Source organism: Pseudomonas sp. B12(2026), from assembly GCF_057767015.1.
Genome location: NZ_CM173430.1, coordinates 2,705,806 through 2,719,804, shown reverse-complemented (window position 1 = coordinate 2,719,804; position 13,999 = coordinate 2,705,806). Strand labels below are relative to the sequence as shown.

General features: G+C 68.4%; 13 protein-coding genes. 9 read left to right on the top strand and 4 right to left on the bottom strand.

The annotated features are described in order from the left end of the window. Nucleotides 1–53 precede the first annotated feature (53 nt). A complete protein-coding gene (locus tag AC3B6A_RS12650; RefSeq protein ID WP_488403161.1) occupies nt 54–1,025 on the top strand; it encodes a GlxA family transcriptional regulator in 972 nt (323 codons plus the stop codon). Between the two features lie 586 nt (nt 1,026–1,611). On the opposite strand, the gene AC3B6A_RS12645 is transcribed toward AC3B6A_RS12650, so the two are convergent. After that, entirely contained in the window at nt 1,612–2,073 is a 462-nt protein-coding gene (locus tag AC3B6A_RS12645) for an Lrp/AsnC family transcriptional regulator (protein ID WP_488403160.1), read from the bottom strand. Between the two features lie 274 nt (nt 2,074–2,347). Between AC3B6A_RS12645 and AC3B6A_RS12640 the strand changes: the two genes are divergently transcribed. Genes AC3B6A_RS12640 through lpdA form a run of 4 tightly spaced genes read left to right on the top strand, consistent with a single transcriptional unit; the run spans nt 2,348 to nt 7,334 of the window. Next, nucleotides 2,348–3,580 (top strand): 3-methyl-2-oxobutanoate dehydrogenase (2-methylpropanoyl-transferring) subunit alpha, encoded by a 1,233-nt coding sequence (locus tag AC3B6A_RS12640; protein ID WP_488403158.1) that lies wholly within the window; start codon nt 2,348–2,350, stop codon nt 3,578–3,580. Next, the gene (locus tag AC3B6A_RS12635) at nt 3,577–4,629 is read left to right on the top strand and encodes an alpha-ketoacid dehydrogenase subunit beta (RefSeq protein ID WP_488403156.1); all 1,053 of its coding nucleotides are present in this window, start codon (nt 3,577–3,579) and stop codon (nt 4,627–4,629) included. The genes AC3B6A_RS12640 and AC3B6A_RS12635 overlap by 4 nt, the downstream gene beginning before the upstream one ends. Further along, complete coding sequence (locus tag AC3B6A_RS12630; RefSeq protein WP_488403155.1) at nt 4,630–5,913, top strand: dihydrolipoamide acetyltransferase family protein; 1,284 nt, start codon at nt 4,630–4,632, stop codon at nt 5,911–5,913. 14 nt (nt 5,914–5,927) lie between these two features. Continuing rightward, nucleotides 5,928–7,334, top strand: a complete 1,407-nt coding sequence (lpdA, locus tag AC3B6A_RS12625; RefSeq protein WP_488403154.1) for a dihydrolipoyl dehydrogenase — start codon at nt 5,928–5,930, stop codon at nt 7,332–7,334. A gap of 55 nt (nt 7,335–7,389) precedes the next feature. On the opposite strand, the gene AC3B6A_RS12620 is transcribed toward lpdA, so the two are convergent. Next, nucleotides 7,390–7,809: a cupin domain-containing protein gene (locus tag AC3B6A_RS12620; RefSeq protein ID WP_488403152.1), complete on the bottom strand. Its 420-nt coding sequence runs from the start codon at nt 7,807–7,809 to the stop codon at nt 7,390–7,392. Between the two features lie 207 nt (nt 7,810–8,016). Beyond that, complete coding sequence (locus tag AC3B6A_RS12615) at nt 8,017–9,237, bottom strand: PilT/PilU family type 4a pilus ATPase (RefSeq protein ID WP_488403150.1); 1,221 nt, start codon at nt 9,235–9,237, stop codon at nt 8,017–8,019. A gap of 189 nt (nt 9,238–9,426) precedes the next feature. On the opposite strand from AC3B6A_RS12615, the gene AC3B6A_RS12610 reads away from it, so the two are divergent. The 4 genes from AC3B6A_RS12610 (at nt 9,427) to AC3B6A_RS12595 (ending at nt 12,137) form a co-directional block, all read left to right on the top strand. Next, nucleotides 9,427–9,705, top strand: a complete 279-nt coding sequence (locus AC3B6A_RS12610) for a peptidylprolyl isomerase (RefSeq protein WP_488403149.1) — start codon at nt 9,427–9,429, stop codon at nt 9,703–9,705. 7 nt (nt 9,706–9,712) lie between these two features. After that, complete coding sequence (locus AC3B6A_RS12605; protein WP_488403147.1) at nt 9,713–10,078, top strand: MmcQ/YjbR family DNA-binding protein; 366 nt, start codon at nt 9,713–9,715, stop codon at nt 10,076–10,078. Next, nucleotides 10,075–10,629 (top strand): putative glycolipid-binding domain-containing protein, encoded by a 555-nt coding sequence (locus AC3B6A_RS12600; protein ID WP_488403146.1) that lies wholly within the window; start codon nt 10,075–10,077, stop codon nt 10,627–10,629. The genes AC3B6A_RS12605 and AC3B6A_RS12600 overlap by 4 nt, the downstream gene beginning before the upstream one ends. A gap of 326 nt (nt 10,630–10,955) precedes the next feature. Then, entirely contained in the window at nt 10,956–12,137 is a 1,182-nt protein-coding gene (locus AC3B6A_RS12595) for an MFS transporter (protein ID WP_488403144.1), read from the top strand. Here the strand turns inward: AC3B6A_RS12595 and AC3B6A_RS12590 are convergent. After that, complete coding sequence (locus AC3B6A_RS12590) at nt 12,134–13,783, bottom strand: phosphoethanolamine transferase (protein ID WP_488403142.1); 1,650 nt, start codon at nt 13,781–13,783, stop codon at nt 12,134–12,136. The two genes, AC3B6A_RS12595 and AC3B6A_RS12590, sit on opposite strands and share 4 nt — an antisense overlap. Nucleotides 13,784–13,999 lie beyond the last annotated feature (216 nt).

The following is a 13,999-nucleotide window of genomic DNA, read 5'->3' as shown; positions in this document are numbered from 1 at the left end:
GCCAGGCTGCGGAGCCGCAAGAATGACCGCCATCGATCGGATCGGGAGGCGCCATGAAGCGCGTGGCCATGCTGCTGTTTCCCGGCGTGCAGGCGCTGGACGTCTGCGGGCCGCTGGATGTGTTCGCCGAAGCCAACGCCTTCGTGCCGGCCGGCGAGGGGTACGAGGTGCTCACCCTCGCCGCGCCGCCCCTGCCCTTGCGCGCCTCCAACGGACAGTTGCTCGGCGCCGACCTCGACCTCGGTCAGGCCCCCGCCACCGATATCCTGCTGGTGCCCGGCGGCCCCGCCCTGCCCGGCGAGACGCCCGGCGCCGCGCTGCTCGACTGGCTGCGCGCGGCCTGCGCCCGGGCGCCGCGCTACGGTTCGATCTGCACCGGCGCCTTTCTCCTTGGCCACGCCGGGCTGCTCGACGGCAAGCGCGTCACCACCCACTGGAGCGACGCGCGGCGGCTGGCGGAGCTGTTCCCTGGGGCGCGGGTGGAGCCGGACCGCATCCATGTGCGCGACGGCGCGCTGTGGACCTCGGCGGGCGTCACCGCCGGCATCGACCTGGCCCTGGCGCTGGTGGCCGAGGATCACGGCGCGGCGGTGGCGCTGTCGGTGGCCAAGCGCCTGCTGGTGGTGGCGCAGCGCCAGGGCGGGCAGTCGCAGTTCAGCCCCTTCCTGCAGGCGCCGGCGGATGAAGCCTCGCCGGTGGCGCGCATCCAGCGTCATGTGCAGGAACACCTCGACCAGCCGCTGGGCGTGCCGCAACTGGCCGCCGAGGTGGCGATGAGCCCGCGCAGCTTCGCCCGCGCCTTCGTCCGCAAGGCGGGGGTGACGCCAGCCGAGTTCGTCCAGCGCGCCCGCATCGACGCGGCGCGCGGATTGCTGGAGGGCAGCGAACTGGCGCTGAAAATGATCGCCTGGCGCTGCGGCTTCGGCAGCGCGGCGCGGATGCGGCTGGTGTTCGTGCAGCGGCTGGGGGTGACGCCGACGCAGTATCGCGAGCGGTTCAGGCGCGAAGGCGAAGAACGACCGTAGGATGGCGTGGAGCGAAGCGATACCCATCACTCCATGTAACGACCGCATGGGTATCGCGCGGGCTCCAGCCATCCCAAGGAACCGCGGGGTTGAGGACATCGCGGACGGAGTCCGCTCCTACGGCCGAGATCGGCGGCCGCTCTTGTAGGAGCGGATTTATCCGCGATGGGGTTGGTGCCGGGGCCGGTCGCGGGTTCGCGAGCAAGCTCGCTCCTACAGTCAGCCGGGTGGCCCGCAGCGGGCCGGTTGGATTCGCGGACAAGGTCCGCTCCTACGGTCTGGATCGGCGGCCGCTCTTGTAGGAACGGATTCATCCGCGATGGGGTTGGTGCCGGGGCCGGTCGCGGGTTCGCGAGCAAGCTCGCTCCTACAGTCAGCCGGGTGGCCCGCAGCGGGCCGGTTGGATTCGCGGACAAGGTCCGCTCCTACGGTCTGGATCGGCGGCCGCTCTTGTAGGAACGGATTCATCCGCGATGGGGTTGGCGCCGGGGTCGGCCGCGGGTTCGCGAGCAAGCTCGCTCCTACAGTCAGCCGGGTGGCCCGCGATGGGCCGGATGGATTCGGCGCCGCGCCAATCCCTTCCGGGTCAGATCGGCGGCGCCGAGCGCAGCATCACCGACTTCAACGCGAAGGCCGACTTGATCCCCGCCACGCCCGGAATCTGCGTCAGCGTGTTGGTCAGGAACAGCTGGTACGCCGACAGGTCCTTCACCACCACCCGCAGCATGTAGTCGGCGTCGCCGGTCATCTGGAAGCAGCTCATCACCTGGGGCGCCTGGACGATGCGTTCCTCGAACCGTGCGAGGTAGTCGCCGGTCTGTTTTTCCAGGGATACCGAGACGAACACGCTCATGCCGCCGGACAGGCGTTCCTCGTCAAGGTGGGCGAAATAGCCCTGGATGTACTGCTCTTCCTCCAGGCGGCGGACCCGGCGCAGGGTCGGGGTCAGCGACAGGCCGATCTTCTGCGCGAGGTCGCGCCAGGACAGGCGGCCGTCGTCGGCCAGGGCGCGGAGGATTTTCAGGTCGGTGCGGTCTAGGTCAGCCATTTTATCCAGGTACTACAAGTGGTTGTTTTTATGGTTCAAACACACTAATCCGTAACTTCGGAGCTAGTCAATTTGGAGCAAAAAACCAATCGGTCACACCTATACTGAAACCACAACTACAACAACCGAGGACCTCACCATGAGTGATGTCGCCACCCGCCGCGCGACCCCGCGCGACACCCGCACCGTAGCCCGACCGGGCCGGGTGCAGCCGCCAGGCATGGCGTCTCCCGTCCGCTGATCCACACCCGAAGATCATCCCTGGAGACCCGCCATGACCGACTACGCACCACTGCGCCTGCACGTCCCGGAACCCACCGGACGCCCCGGCTGCAAGACCGATTTCTCCTACCTGCACCTGTCGCCCGCCGGCGAGGTGCGCATGCCCCCCGTCGACGTCGAACCCGCCAGGACCACCGACCTGGCCTTCAGCCTGGTGCGCGTGCTCGACGATCAAGGCAACGCCGTCGGCCCCTGGGCCCCGGAGCTGAGCCACGAGCAGCTGCTGCGCGGCATGCGGGTGATGCTCAAGACGCGCATCTTCGACGCGCGCATGCTCACCGCCCAGCGCCAGAAGAAGATGTCCTTCTACATGCAGTGCCTGGGCGAGGAAGCCATCGCCACCGCCCACACCATGGCCCTGCAGGACGGCGACATGTGTTTCCCGACCTATCGCCAGCAGGGCATCCTGATCACCCGCGACTATCCGCTCAAGGACATGATCTGCCAGCTGCTCTCCAACGAGCAGGACCCTCTCAAGGGCCGCCAGCTGCCGATCATGTACTCCAGCCGCGAGAAGGGTTTCTTCTCGATTTCCGGCAACCTCGCCACCCAGTTCATCCAGGCGGTCGGCTGGGGCATGGCCTCGGCGATCAAGGGCGATACCAAGATCGCCTCGGCCTGGATCGGCGACGGCGCCACCGCAGAATCCGACTTCCACACCGCCCTCACCTTCGCCCACGTCTACCGCGCGCCGGTGATCCTCAACGTGGTCAACAACCAGTGGGCGATCTCCACCTTCCAGGCCATCGCCGGCGGTGAAGGCACCACCTTCGCCAACCGTGGCGTGGGCTGCGGGATCGCCTCGCTGCGGGTCGACGGCAACGACTTCCTCGCCGTCTACGCCGCCTCCCGCTGGGCCGCCGAGCGTGCCCGCCGTGGCCATGGCCCGAGCCTGATCGAGTGGGTCACCTACCGCGCCGGTCCGCACTCGACCTCGGACGACCCGTCCAAGTACCGCCCGGCCGACGACTGGACCAACTTCCCCCTGGGCGACCCGATCGCCCGCCTGAAGCAGCACCTGATCGGCCTCGGCATCTGGTCCGACGAGCAGCAGGACGCGCTGCAGAAGGAGCTGGAAGCCGAAGTGATCGCCGCGCAGAAACAGGCCGAACGCCACGGCTCGCTGGTGGACGGCCACGTCTTCAGCGCCGCCAGCCTGTTCGACGACGTCTACAAGGACCTGCCGGAACACCTGCGCCGGCAGCGCCAGGAGCTCGGGGTATGAATGCCATGAACCAGCAACAGGAGAACGCCCAGGCGGTCACCAGCATGACCATGATCCAGGCGCTGCGCTCGGCCATGGACGTGATGCTCGACCGCGACGACAACGTCGTGGTGTTCGGCCAGGACGTGGGCTACTTCGGCGGCGTGTTCCGCTGCACCGAGGGCCTGCAGAAGAAATACGGCACCTCGCGGGTGTTCGACGCGCCGATCTCCGAGAGCGGCATCGTCGGCGCCGCTGTCGGCATGTGCGCCTACGGCCTGCGCCCGGTGGTGGAAATCCAGTTCGCCGACTACGTCTATCCGGCCACCGACCAGCTGGTGTCCGAGGCTGCGCGCATCCGCTACCGCTCGGTGGGCGACTTCGTCGTGCCGATGGTGGTGCGCATGCCCTGCGGCGGCGGTATCTACGGCGGGCAGACGCACAGCCAGAGCCCGGAGGCGATGTTCACCCAGGTCTGCGGCCTGCGCACCGTCATGCCGTCCAACCCCTACGACGCCAAGGGCCTGCTGATCGCCTGCATCGAGAACGACGACCCGGTGATCTTCCTCGAACCCAAGCGCCTGTATAACGGCCCGTTCGACGGCCACCACGACCGCCCGGTGACGCCCTGGTCCAAGCACCCGGCCAGCCAGGTGCCGGAGGGTTACTACAGCGTGCCGCTGGACAAGGCGGCCATCGCCCGCCCCGGTTCCGAGCTGACCGTGATCACCTACGGCACCACCGTCTACGTGGCCCAGACCGCCGCCGAGGAGACCGGCATCGACGCCGAGATCATCGACCTGCGCAGCCTCTGGCCGCTGGACCTGGACACCATCGTCGAGTCGGTGAAGAAGACCGGCCGCTGCGTCATCGTCCACGAGGCCACCCGCACCTGCGGCTACGGCGCCGAGCTGATGTCGCTGGTGCAGGAACACTGCTTCCACCACCTCGAAGCCCCCATCGCGCGCGTGACCGGCTGGGACACCCCCTACCCGCACGCCCAGGAATGGGACTACTTCCCCGGCCCGACCCGCGTCGGCGCTGCCTTCAAACGCGCCATGGAGGTCTGAATGGGCACTCACATCATCAAGATGCCGGACATCGGCGAAGGTATCGCCGAAGTCGAGCTGGTGGAGTGGCACGTACAGGTCGGCGACGAGGTCCATGAGGACCAGCTGCTGGCCGAAGTGATGACCGACAAGGCGACGGTGGAGATTCCCTCGCCGGTGGCCGGCAAGATCCTCGCCCTGGGCGGCGTGCCCGGCCAGGTGATGGCCGTGGGCGGCGAACTGATCCGCCTGGAAGTGGAAGGCACCGGCAACCTCAGGGAAACCGCGCAACCCAAGGCCCATGAAGAGGCGCCGGCCAAGCCGGAAGCCAAGCCCGCCCCGGTGGCCGAAGCGCCCAAGCCGGCGCCCCGTGTCGAGAGCAAGCCGGTCGCCCCGGCCGCCCGCCCCGCCCCGACGCCGGCCCCGCGCCGCGCGCCGGGCGAGAAGCCGCTGGCCTCGCCGTCGGTGCGCCAGCGCGCCCGCGACCTGGGCGTGGAACTGCAGTTCGTGCAGGGCAGCGGCCCGGCCGGGCGCATCCTCCACGACGACCTGGAGCACTACCTGGAACATGGCGGCGCGACCATCGCCTCCGGCTACACCGCGCGCCACGACGAACACCAGATCCCGGTGATCGGCCTGCGCCGCAAGATCGCGCAGAAGATGGCCGAGGCCAAGCGGCGCATCCCGCACTTCAGCTACGTCGAGGAAATCGACGTCACCGACCTGGAAGCCCTGCGCCAGCACCTCAACGCCCGGCACGGCGCGGCACGCGGCAAGCTCACCCTGCTGCCCTTCATCGCCCGCGCCATGGTCGTCGCCCTGCGCGACTTCCCGCAGCTCAACGCGCGCTATGACGACGAGGCCGACGTGATCACCCGCTACGGCGCGGTGCACCTGGGCGTCGCCACCCAGAGCGACAACGGCCTGATGGTGCCGGTGCTGCGCAACGCCGAGTCCCGCGACCTGTGGGGCAACGCCGCGGAAGTGGCGCGCCTGGCCGAGGCCGCGCGCCACGGCAAGGCCAGCCGCGAGGAGCTGTCCGGCTCGACCATCACCCTGAGCAGCCTCGGGGCCCTGGGCGGCATCGTCAGCACGCCGGTGATCAACCTGCCGGAAGTCGCCATCGTCGGCGTCAACCGCATGGTCGAGCGGCCGATGGTGGTCAACGGGCAGATCGTCGTGCGCAAGATGATGAACCTGTCCTCGTCCTTCGATCACCGGGTGGTCGACGGCATGGACGCGGCGGCCTTCATCCAGGCCGTGCGCGCCCTGCTCGAACATCCCGCCACCCTGTTCATCGACTGAGGGAGAGCCGACTCGTGAAACAGAACCAGACTCTCGAAACCACCCTGCTGGTGATCGGCGGCGGCCCCGGCGGCTACGTCGCGGCGATCCGCGCCGGCCAGCTGGGCATCCGCACCGTGCTGGTGGAAGGCGCCGCCCTGGGCGGCACTTGCCTGAACATCGGCTGCATCCCCTCCAAGGCGCTGATCCATGCCGCCGAGGAATACCTCAAGGCCCGCGAATTCGCCGGCACCTCGCCGCTGGGCATCAGCGTGCAGGCGCCGAGCATCGACATCCGCCGCACCGTGGAATGGAAGGACGGCATCGTCGACCGCCTGACCACCGGCGTCGCCGCGCTGCTGAAGAAGCACGGCGTCACCGTGGTGCACGGCTGGGCCAGGATCGTCGACGGCAAGACCGTGGAAGTCGACCTCGCCGAGGGCGGCAGCCAGCACATCCACACCGAGCACCTGCTGCTGGCGGCCGGTTCGAAGTCGGTGGAACTGCCTTTCCTGCCGGTCGGCGGCAACGTCATTTCCTCCACCGAGGCCCTGGCGCCCAAGGCGCTGCCCAAGCGCCTGGCGGTGGTCGGCGGCGGCTACATCGGCCTGGAACTGGGCACCGCGTACCGCAAGCTGGGCGTCGAAGTCACGGTGGTGGAAGCGCAGCCGCGCATCCTGCCGACCTATGACGAGGAGCTGACCAAGCCGGTGGCCGCCGCGCTGCGCAAGCTGGGCGTCGAGCTGTACCTGGGGCACAGCGTCATGGGCCTGGAGCCGGACGGCAAGGGCCTGCGCGTGCAGGATGGCGCCGGCTCGCAACGAGTGATCGAGACCGACCAGGTGCTGGTCGCCGTCGGCCGCCACCCCAACACCGCCGGCTGGAACCTGGAGGGCCTGCACCTGGACATGATCGGCCGCGCCGTGAAGGTCGACGAGCAGTGCCACACCTCGATGCGCAATGTCTGGGCCATCGGCGACATCGCCGGCGAGCCCATGCTGGCCCACCGCGCCATGGCCCAGGGCGAGATGGTCGCCGAGATCGTCGCCGGCAAGCGCCGCGCCTTCACCCCCACGGCGATCCCGGCGGTGTGCTTCACCGATCCGGAGGTGGTGGTGGTCGGTCTCTCGCCGGAACAGGCGAAAGCCGCGGGGCATGACGTGCTGACGGCGAACTTCCCGTTCGCCGCCAACGGCCGCGCCATGACCCTGGAGTCCAACGAGGGCTTCGTCCGCGTGGTGGCGCGCAAGGACAACCACCTGATCCTCGGCTGGCAGGCCGTGGGCAAGGCGGTTTCCGAGCTGTCCACGGCCTTCGTGCAGTCGCTGGAAATGGGCGCCTGCCTGGAGGACATCGCCGGCACCATCCACGCCCACCCGACCCTCGGCGAAGCGGTGCAGGAAGCCGCGCTGCGCGCCCTCGGCCACGCCCTGCACATCTGAATCGGTTCACCCTCCCCCTGACCCGCCGTCCCGGCGGGTTTTTTTTACCCGTGCGTCACTGCGCCAGCGGACGCAGCACCGGCGCCTTCTCGTCCAGCAGCAGCCACACCAGCAGCTTGGCCGGCCGCTTGTCGCTGGCATTGCGCGACACCCGGTGCGGAATGTTGGCCGGCTCGTACCAGGACTGCCCGGCCTGGTAGGTCACCGGCGGCTGGTCGCCCAGCTGCGAGACCACCGCGCCCTCCAGCACATAGGCGAACACCGAGCCGTCATGCACGTGGGGCCCGGACTGCTGCCCGGGCTGGTAGGACACCGTGACCATCAGCCCGCGCTTGCCGGGCGCATCGCCCAGCACATGTTCCTGCAGGGCCTCGACCTTCTCTTCGCCGACCCCGTCGCCGTGGGCCAGGACCGGCAGGGACAGCGCCAGCCCCAGGCCGGCGAACAGGAGTTTCAGGGAAGTCTTTCCGCGCATGGCGTGTTCCTCGGTGCGGTGGGAGATGGCTCCACGCTACGCCCGGCGCGGGGCGGGTCCAATCGCCAATTCCTGGGAAGATCGGGTGACCATTGCGGTAGATGGCGGTCTGCACGGGTTCGCGAGCAAGCTCGCTCCTGCAGGAGCAGGCGGGCGCAATAAAAAAGCCCCGGCATGCCGGGGCTTCCTGCCGATGGCGCGCGGGCCTCAGCCGGCCGGCTTGGCTTCCGCGTCCTCGGCCTCGATTTCTTCCAGCGCCAGTTCCAGGCCCCAGCTGGAAGCCTCGGCCACCGGCGCGGCGGGCGCGGCCGCGGCGGCAGGCACCGGCGCGGGGCTGGCGGCGGCGGAGTTGGCCACCATCGCCGGGTTGTCCTTGTAGAGCTTGAGCTTCAGGCGCAGGTTGTTCGCCGAGTCGGCGTTCTTCACCGCTTCCTCTTCGCTGATCGCCCCTTCCACCGCCAGGTCGAACAGCGCCTGGTCGAAGGTCTGCATGCCCAGGGCGCGGGACTTGTCCATGATTTCCTTGATCGAGCTGAAGTCGCCGCGCTTGATGATGTCGCTGATGGTCGCCGTGCCCAGCAGCACTTCCACCGCCGCGCGGCGCTTGCCGTCCTGGGTGCGCACCAGGCGCTGGGAGACGAAGGCCTTGAGGTTGTTGCCCAGGTCGTTGAGCAACTGCGGCCGGCGCTCCTCGGGGAAGAAGTTGATGATGCGGTCCAGCGCCTGGTTGGCGTTGTTGGCGTGCAGGGTGGAGATCGCCAGGTGGCCGGTGTCGGCGAAGGCCAGGGCGTGCTCCATGGTCTCGCGGTCGCGGATCTCGCCGATCAGGATCACGTCCGGCGCCTGGCGCAGGGTGTTCTTCAGCGCGGCGTGGAAGCTGCGGGTGTCCACCCCCACCTCGCGCTGGTTGATGATCGACTTGCGGTGCCGGTGCACGTATTCGATCGGGTCCTCGATGGTGATGATGTGCCCGCCGCTGTTGCGGTTGCGGTGGTCGATCAGCGCCGCCAGGGAGGTCGACTTGCCCGAGCCGGTGCCGCCGACGAAGAGCACCAGGCCGCGCTTTTCCATCACCACCTTGAGCAGCACTTCCGGCAGCTTCAGGTCCGCGAACAGCGGGATGTCCAGCTTGATGTTGCGCGCCACGATGGACACTTCGTTGCGCTGCTTGAACAGGTTGACGCGGAAGCGGCCCACGCCCTGGATCGAAATGGCCAGGTTCATCTCCAGCTCGCGCTCGAAATCGGCACGCTGTTCCTCGTCCATCAGGCTGTAGCCGATGCGCGCCACGTCGCCGCTCTTGAGCGGCTCGTTGGTCAGCGGCTTGAGGACGCCGTTGAACTTGGCGCAGGGCGGTGCGCCGGTGGACAGGTAAAGGTCGGAACCATCCTGGGTGGCCAGGATCTTCAGCATCGACTGGATATCCATTTAGAACTGCATCCGTTCGCAAGGAAGAGGTGGCGGACGCCGCCGGCACGGCGACGCCCTATATGTAGGAAATTTCCGACGACTCTAGGGAGCGGCCAGATCAGGCACAACGCCACCCACCGGAAAATGCGACGTACGTCACCGCTCCCGTACAATGCCCATCCCGCGTGACTTTCCGAGGTAATACCGATGCCCGTCGCCATGGCCCGCCACATCCTGGTCAAGACCGCCGCCGAAGCCGAGCAGATCAAGCAGCGCCTGGCCCGTGGCGAGGATTTCGCCGCGCTGGCGCGCAAGCATTCCACCTGCGCCTCCGGCAAGCGCGGCGGCGACCTGGGGGAAGTCCGCCCGGGACAGATGGTGCGCAGCATCGACCAGGTGATCTTCCGGAAACCCGTCGGCGTGGTGCACGGCCCGGTGAAGAGCCAGTTCGGCTACCATCTGGTCGAAGTCTATTTCCGCGACTGAGCCCGGTATGACCCCACAACAGATCGCCCGTTTCTGCCTGCAACTGCCCGGCGCCCGCGAAGACATCAAATGGGGCAGCAACCGCGTGTTCTCGGTGGCCGGCAACAAGATGTTCGCCATCCTCGACTTTCTCGACGAAGGCGCCGGCGGCCTGGCCTTCAAGGTCGGCCCGGAGCTGTTCCTGGGCTACGTCGACCGCCCCGGCATCCGTCCGGCGCCCTATCTGGCGCGGGCCTTCTGGATCGCCATGCAGCGCCCCTACCCCATGGGCGAGGCCGAACTGCGCGAGGCGCTGACCCGCTCGCACCAGCTGGTGGTGGCCCGCCTGCCCAAGCGCCAGCGCCTGGGCCTGCTGCTGGACGAGGCCCCGTGAAGACGCTGGTCTGGGAAGGCATCTGGCAGGCGCCGTCGGCCAGCTGGGAGTCGCTGCAACTGGGCGATGGCCGCGCGCAAAGCCAGCTGCGCGCCATCGGCGAGGGCGGCGGTCCGCCCTACCAGCTGGAATACCAACTGGACTGGGACGACGACTGGCGCCTGCGCGAGGCGCGCCTGAGCGTCGAGAGCAGCCTTGGCACGCGCCAGCTGCACCTGCTGACCGACGGCGCAGGCCACTGGCGCACCGCCGCGGGCGAGACGCTGGGCGCGCTGGACGGCTGCCTGGATATCGACATCTGGCCCACGCCCTTCACCAACACCTTCCCGATCCGCCGCCTGCGGCTCGCCGACGGTGAGCGCGCGGAGCTGGCCGTGGTCTACCTGGAAGCCCCGGCGCTGAAGCCGGTGCGCATGCGCCAGGGCTACACGCGGGTGGACGCGCGGCACTACCGCTATGAAAACCTCGAAGGCACGAATTTCCAGGCGCTGCTGACGCTGGACGGCGATGGGCTGGTGCTCGATTACCCGACGCTGTTCCGGCGGGTCTGAGTGGGATGCCGGGGGTGCGGGAATCCCGTAGGAGCGGACCTTGTCCGCGATAGCCGGGGCATCAGCGCATTTCGCGGATAAGATCCGCTCCTACAAGAGCCTTTAGCACCGTCTTGCACGGTGTATCCGGGCGCATCCCCTGTAGGAGCGAGCTTGCTCGCGAACCTGTCTCCGCCGCGGCGCATCGTTCGCGAGCAAGCTCGCTCCTACAAAAGCAGCCACCCGGGAAACACCGGCACTCCGAGGTAGTTCGTTAGCTTGCTTTCCTACAGGCCCGGTCGAGGCCATCATGTGCGGCCCACCCTCCGCTCCGACCCATCCCGCCCATGTCCGCCGAATCCCGCTCCAGCGCCAGAACCACCCTGCAGGTGGTTTCCGTCGTCCTCCTCACCTTCATCGCCTACCTGACCATCGGCATTCCGCTGGCAGTGCTGCCCGGCTACGTGCACACCGACCTGGGCTTCGGCTCGGTGCTGGCGGGCCTGGTGATCAGCATCCAGTACCTGGCCACCCTGCTCACCCGGCCCTATGCCGGGCGGGTGATCGACACCCTCGGGCCGAAGCGCGCGGTGCTCTACGGCATGGCCGGCTGCGCCGGCAGCGGCGCGCTGATGCTCGCCTCCTGGGCGACCCAGGACGCGCCCTGGCTCAGCCTGGCGACGCTGCTGGTGGCGCGGCTGGTGCTGGGCACCTCGGAAAGCCTGGTGGGCAGCGCCTCCATCAGTTGGGGCATCGACCGGGTCGGCGCGAAGAATACCGCCAAGGTGATTTCCTGGAACGGCATCGCCAGCTACGGCGCGCTGGCCATCGGCGCGCCGCTCGGGGTGCTGATGGTGCGGCAGCTGGGCCTGGCCAGCATGGGCGTGAGCATCATCCTGCTGGCGGCGCTGGGCTTCGCGCTGGCCTGGCCGAGGCGCCCGGCGGCGCTGGTGCATGGCGAGCGGATGCCCTTCCACCATGTGCTCGGCCGGGTGCTTCCCCACGGCATGGGGCTGGCGCTGGGCGGCATCGGCTTCGGCACCATCGCCACCTTCATCACCCTGTATTACGGCAGCCTCGGCTGGAACGGCGCGGTGTACTGCCTGACGGCCTTCGGCGCCTGCTTCATCGGCGCGCGCCTGCTGTTCGCCAACGCGATCAACCGCCACGGCGGCTTCCCCGTGGCCATCGCCTGCCTGTCGGTGGAGAGTCTCGGGCTGATGCTGCTGTGGCTGGCGCCCTCGCCCTGGCTGGCCCTGGCGGGCGCGGCGCTGAGCGGTTTCGGCTTCTCCCTGGTGTTCCCGGCCCTGGGCGTGGAAGCGGTCGGCCTGGTGCCCGCCTCCAACCGCGGCGCCGCACTGGGTGCCTACTCGCTGTTCATCGATGTGTCGCTGGGCATCACCGGTCCGCTGGTGGGCGCCATCGCGGGGGCCTTCGGCTTCGGCTCGATCTTCCTCTTCGCCGCGCTGGCGGCACTCGGCGGGCTGGCGCTCAGCCTGGTGCTGTACCAGCGCTCCTTCGGCGCTTAATCGAACGCCAGGCCCTGGCGCACCGAGGGCCCGCGGCAGCCGGCGAACATGTCCAGGCCGGCGTTGTAGGTGCGGGTGCGCACTTCCAGCAGGCCGAGCATGGAGTGGAACAGGTTGTCCTGCGACAGCGGCTGGGCGCTGTGCTGGCGCAGGCAGGCGCCGTCCAGCGCGAAGGACTGCTGGTAGCCCTCGGAGAACCAGGCCAGCATGCCGACGTGCTTCTGCTGGTCGGGCGCGAGCATGTAGGGCGTGCCGTGCAGGAAGAGGTTGTACTCGCCCAGCGATTCGCCGTGGTCGGCCATGTAGATCATCGCCGTGTCCAGCTTCGACTGGTTGCTGCGCAGCAGGTCGATCAGGCTGGCCAGCACGTGGTCGGTGTACAGCACGGTGTTGTCGTAGCCGTTGACGATGCTGTCCCGCGAGCAGGCGCTGAGGTCGTTGCTCTGGCACACCGGGGTGAACTTCTCGAAGTCCTTCGGATAGCGCTTGTAGTAGGCCGGGCCATGGCTGCCCATCTGGTGCAGGACCAGCACGGTGTCGCGGTCGAGCCCGTCGATGTAGGCCTGCAGGTCCTTGAGCAGGATGTCGTCATGGCATTCGCCGTCGCCGCACAGGGCCGGGTCCTTCGAGTGGCTCAGGTCCTGGAAGGTCACGCGGTCGCAGGTGCCCTTGCAGCCGGACTGGTTGTCCCGCCACAGCACCTGGAAGCCGGCGCGCTGGAGCACGTCGAGCAGCCCTTCCTGGCTCTTGGCCACGGAGTCGCTGTAATGCTGGCGGGTCAGGTCGGAGAACATGCAGGGCACCGACACGGCGGTTTCGGTGCCGCAGGAATGCACGTCGCTGAAGTTGATCACGCCCTGCTCGGCGCTCAGCCGCGGGTTGGTGTCGCGGCCGTAGCCGTTGAGGGAGAAGTTCTCGGCCCGCGCGCTCTCACCCACCACCAGCACCGTCAGCGACTTGCGCGAATGCGCCTGCCAGTTGGCCGAACGCTCGGCATCCGTGGCGACCGGCCGCAGCGGTGCATGGCTCTGGACCGCCTTGCCCTTGGCCAGGGTGAACAGCGCGCCCACGGCATTGCTCGGCGTGACCTGCATGCGCAGCTCGTGGTGATTGCGCAGCAGCGACGCCAGGCCCTGGTAGTTGCCCAGGGCGATGCCGCCGATCATCAGCATCGACACGACGCCCACGCAGGCCTTGCTCAGCAGCTCGCGGGGCCACGGCCGGTAGGCGATCGGCAGGCGCCAGAGCAGCACCAGCGGCAGCACGCCGAGCAGCAGCAGGTAGGCGACGAGCTTGAGCGAGAGCAGATCGCGGACTTCCGCCGGGTCGGTTTCCAGCACGTTGCGCAGCATCTCGACATCGATGAGCACGCCGTACTGGTTCATGAAATAGGCCACCCCGGCACTGAGCAGCAGCAAGGCGCCGAGCACCGGCTTGAGCACGCCGCGGAAGGCCAGCAGGCTCAGGATCAGGTTGAAGCAGACGATCAGCAGCAGCGCGAACGCCCCCGCCAGCAGACGTCCGGGCCAGCCGGCCGGGGTGATTTCCAGCACATGGCGCCAGAGCGGCAGGTTGTAGCCGACAAGCAGCAGGACACTGGCGAGCAACGTGACCCATTCGGGGCGGAGCGGACGAAGCTTGAACATCGGGGGAAGGGTTCCGGAACTGCGGGAATTGCGCATGAACCGTGGCTTTCAGCACCTCGATCCAGCGAGGAAATGCTAGGAACGCCCCCGTCAATCTTTCGTGAAGAAAACCTGCAAAAAAGGTGGCAACCACCGAATGCGCCGGGAAAGGCGCCCATCGCCGGTGATCCCCCTGCGCCGCCAACAATGTGAGCATCCCGCCCGAAAAGTTTCGAT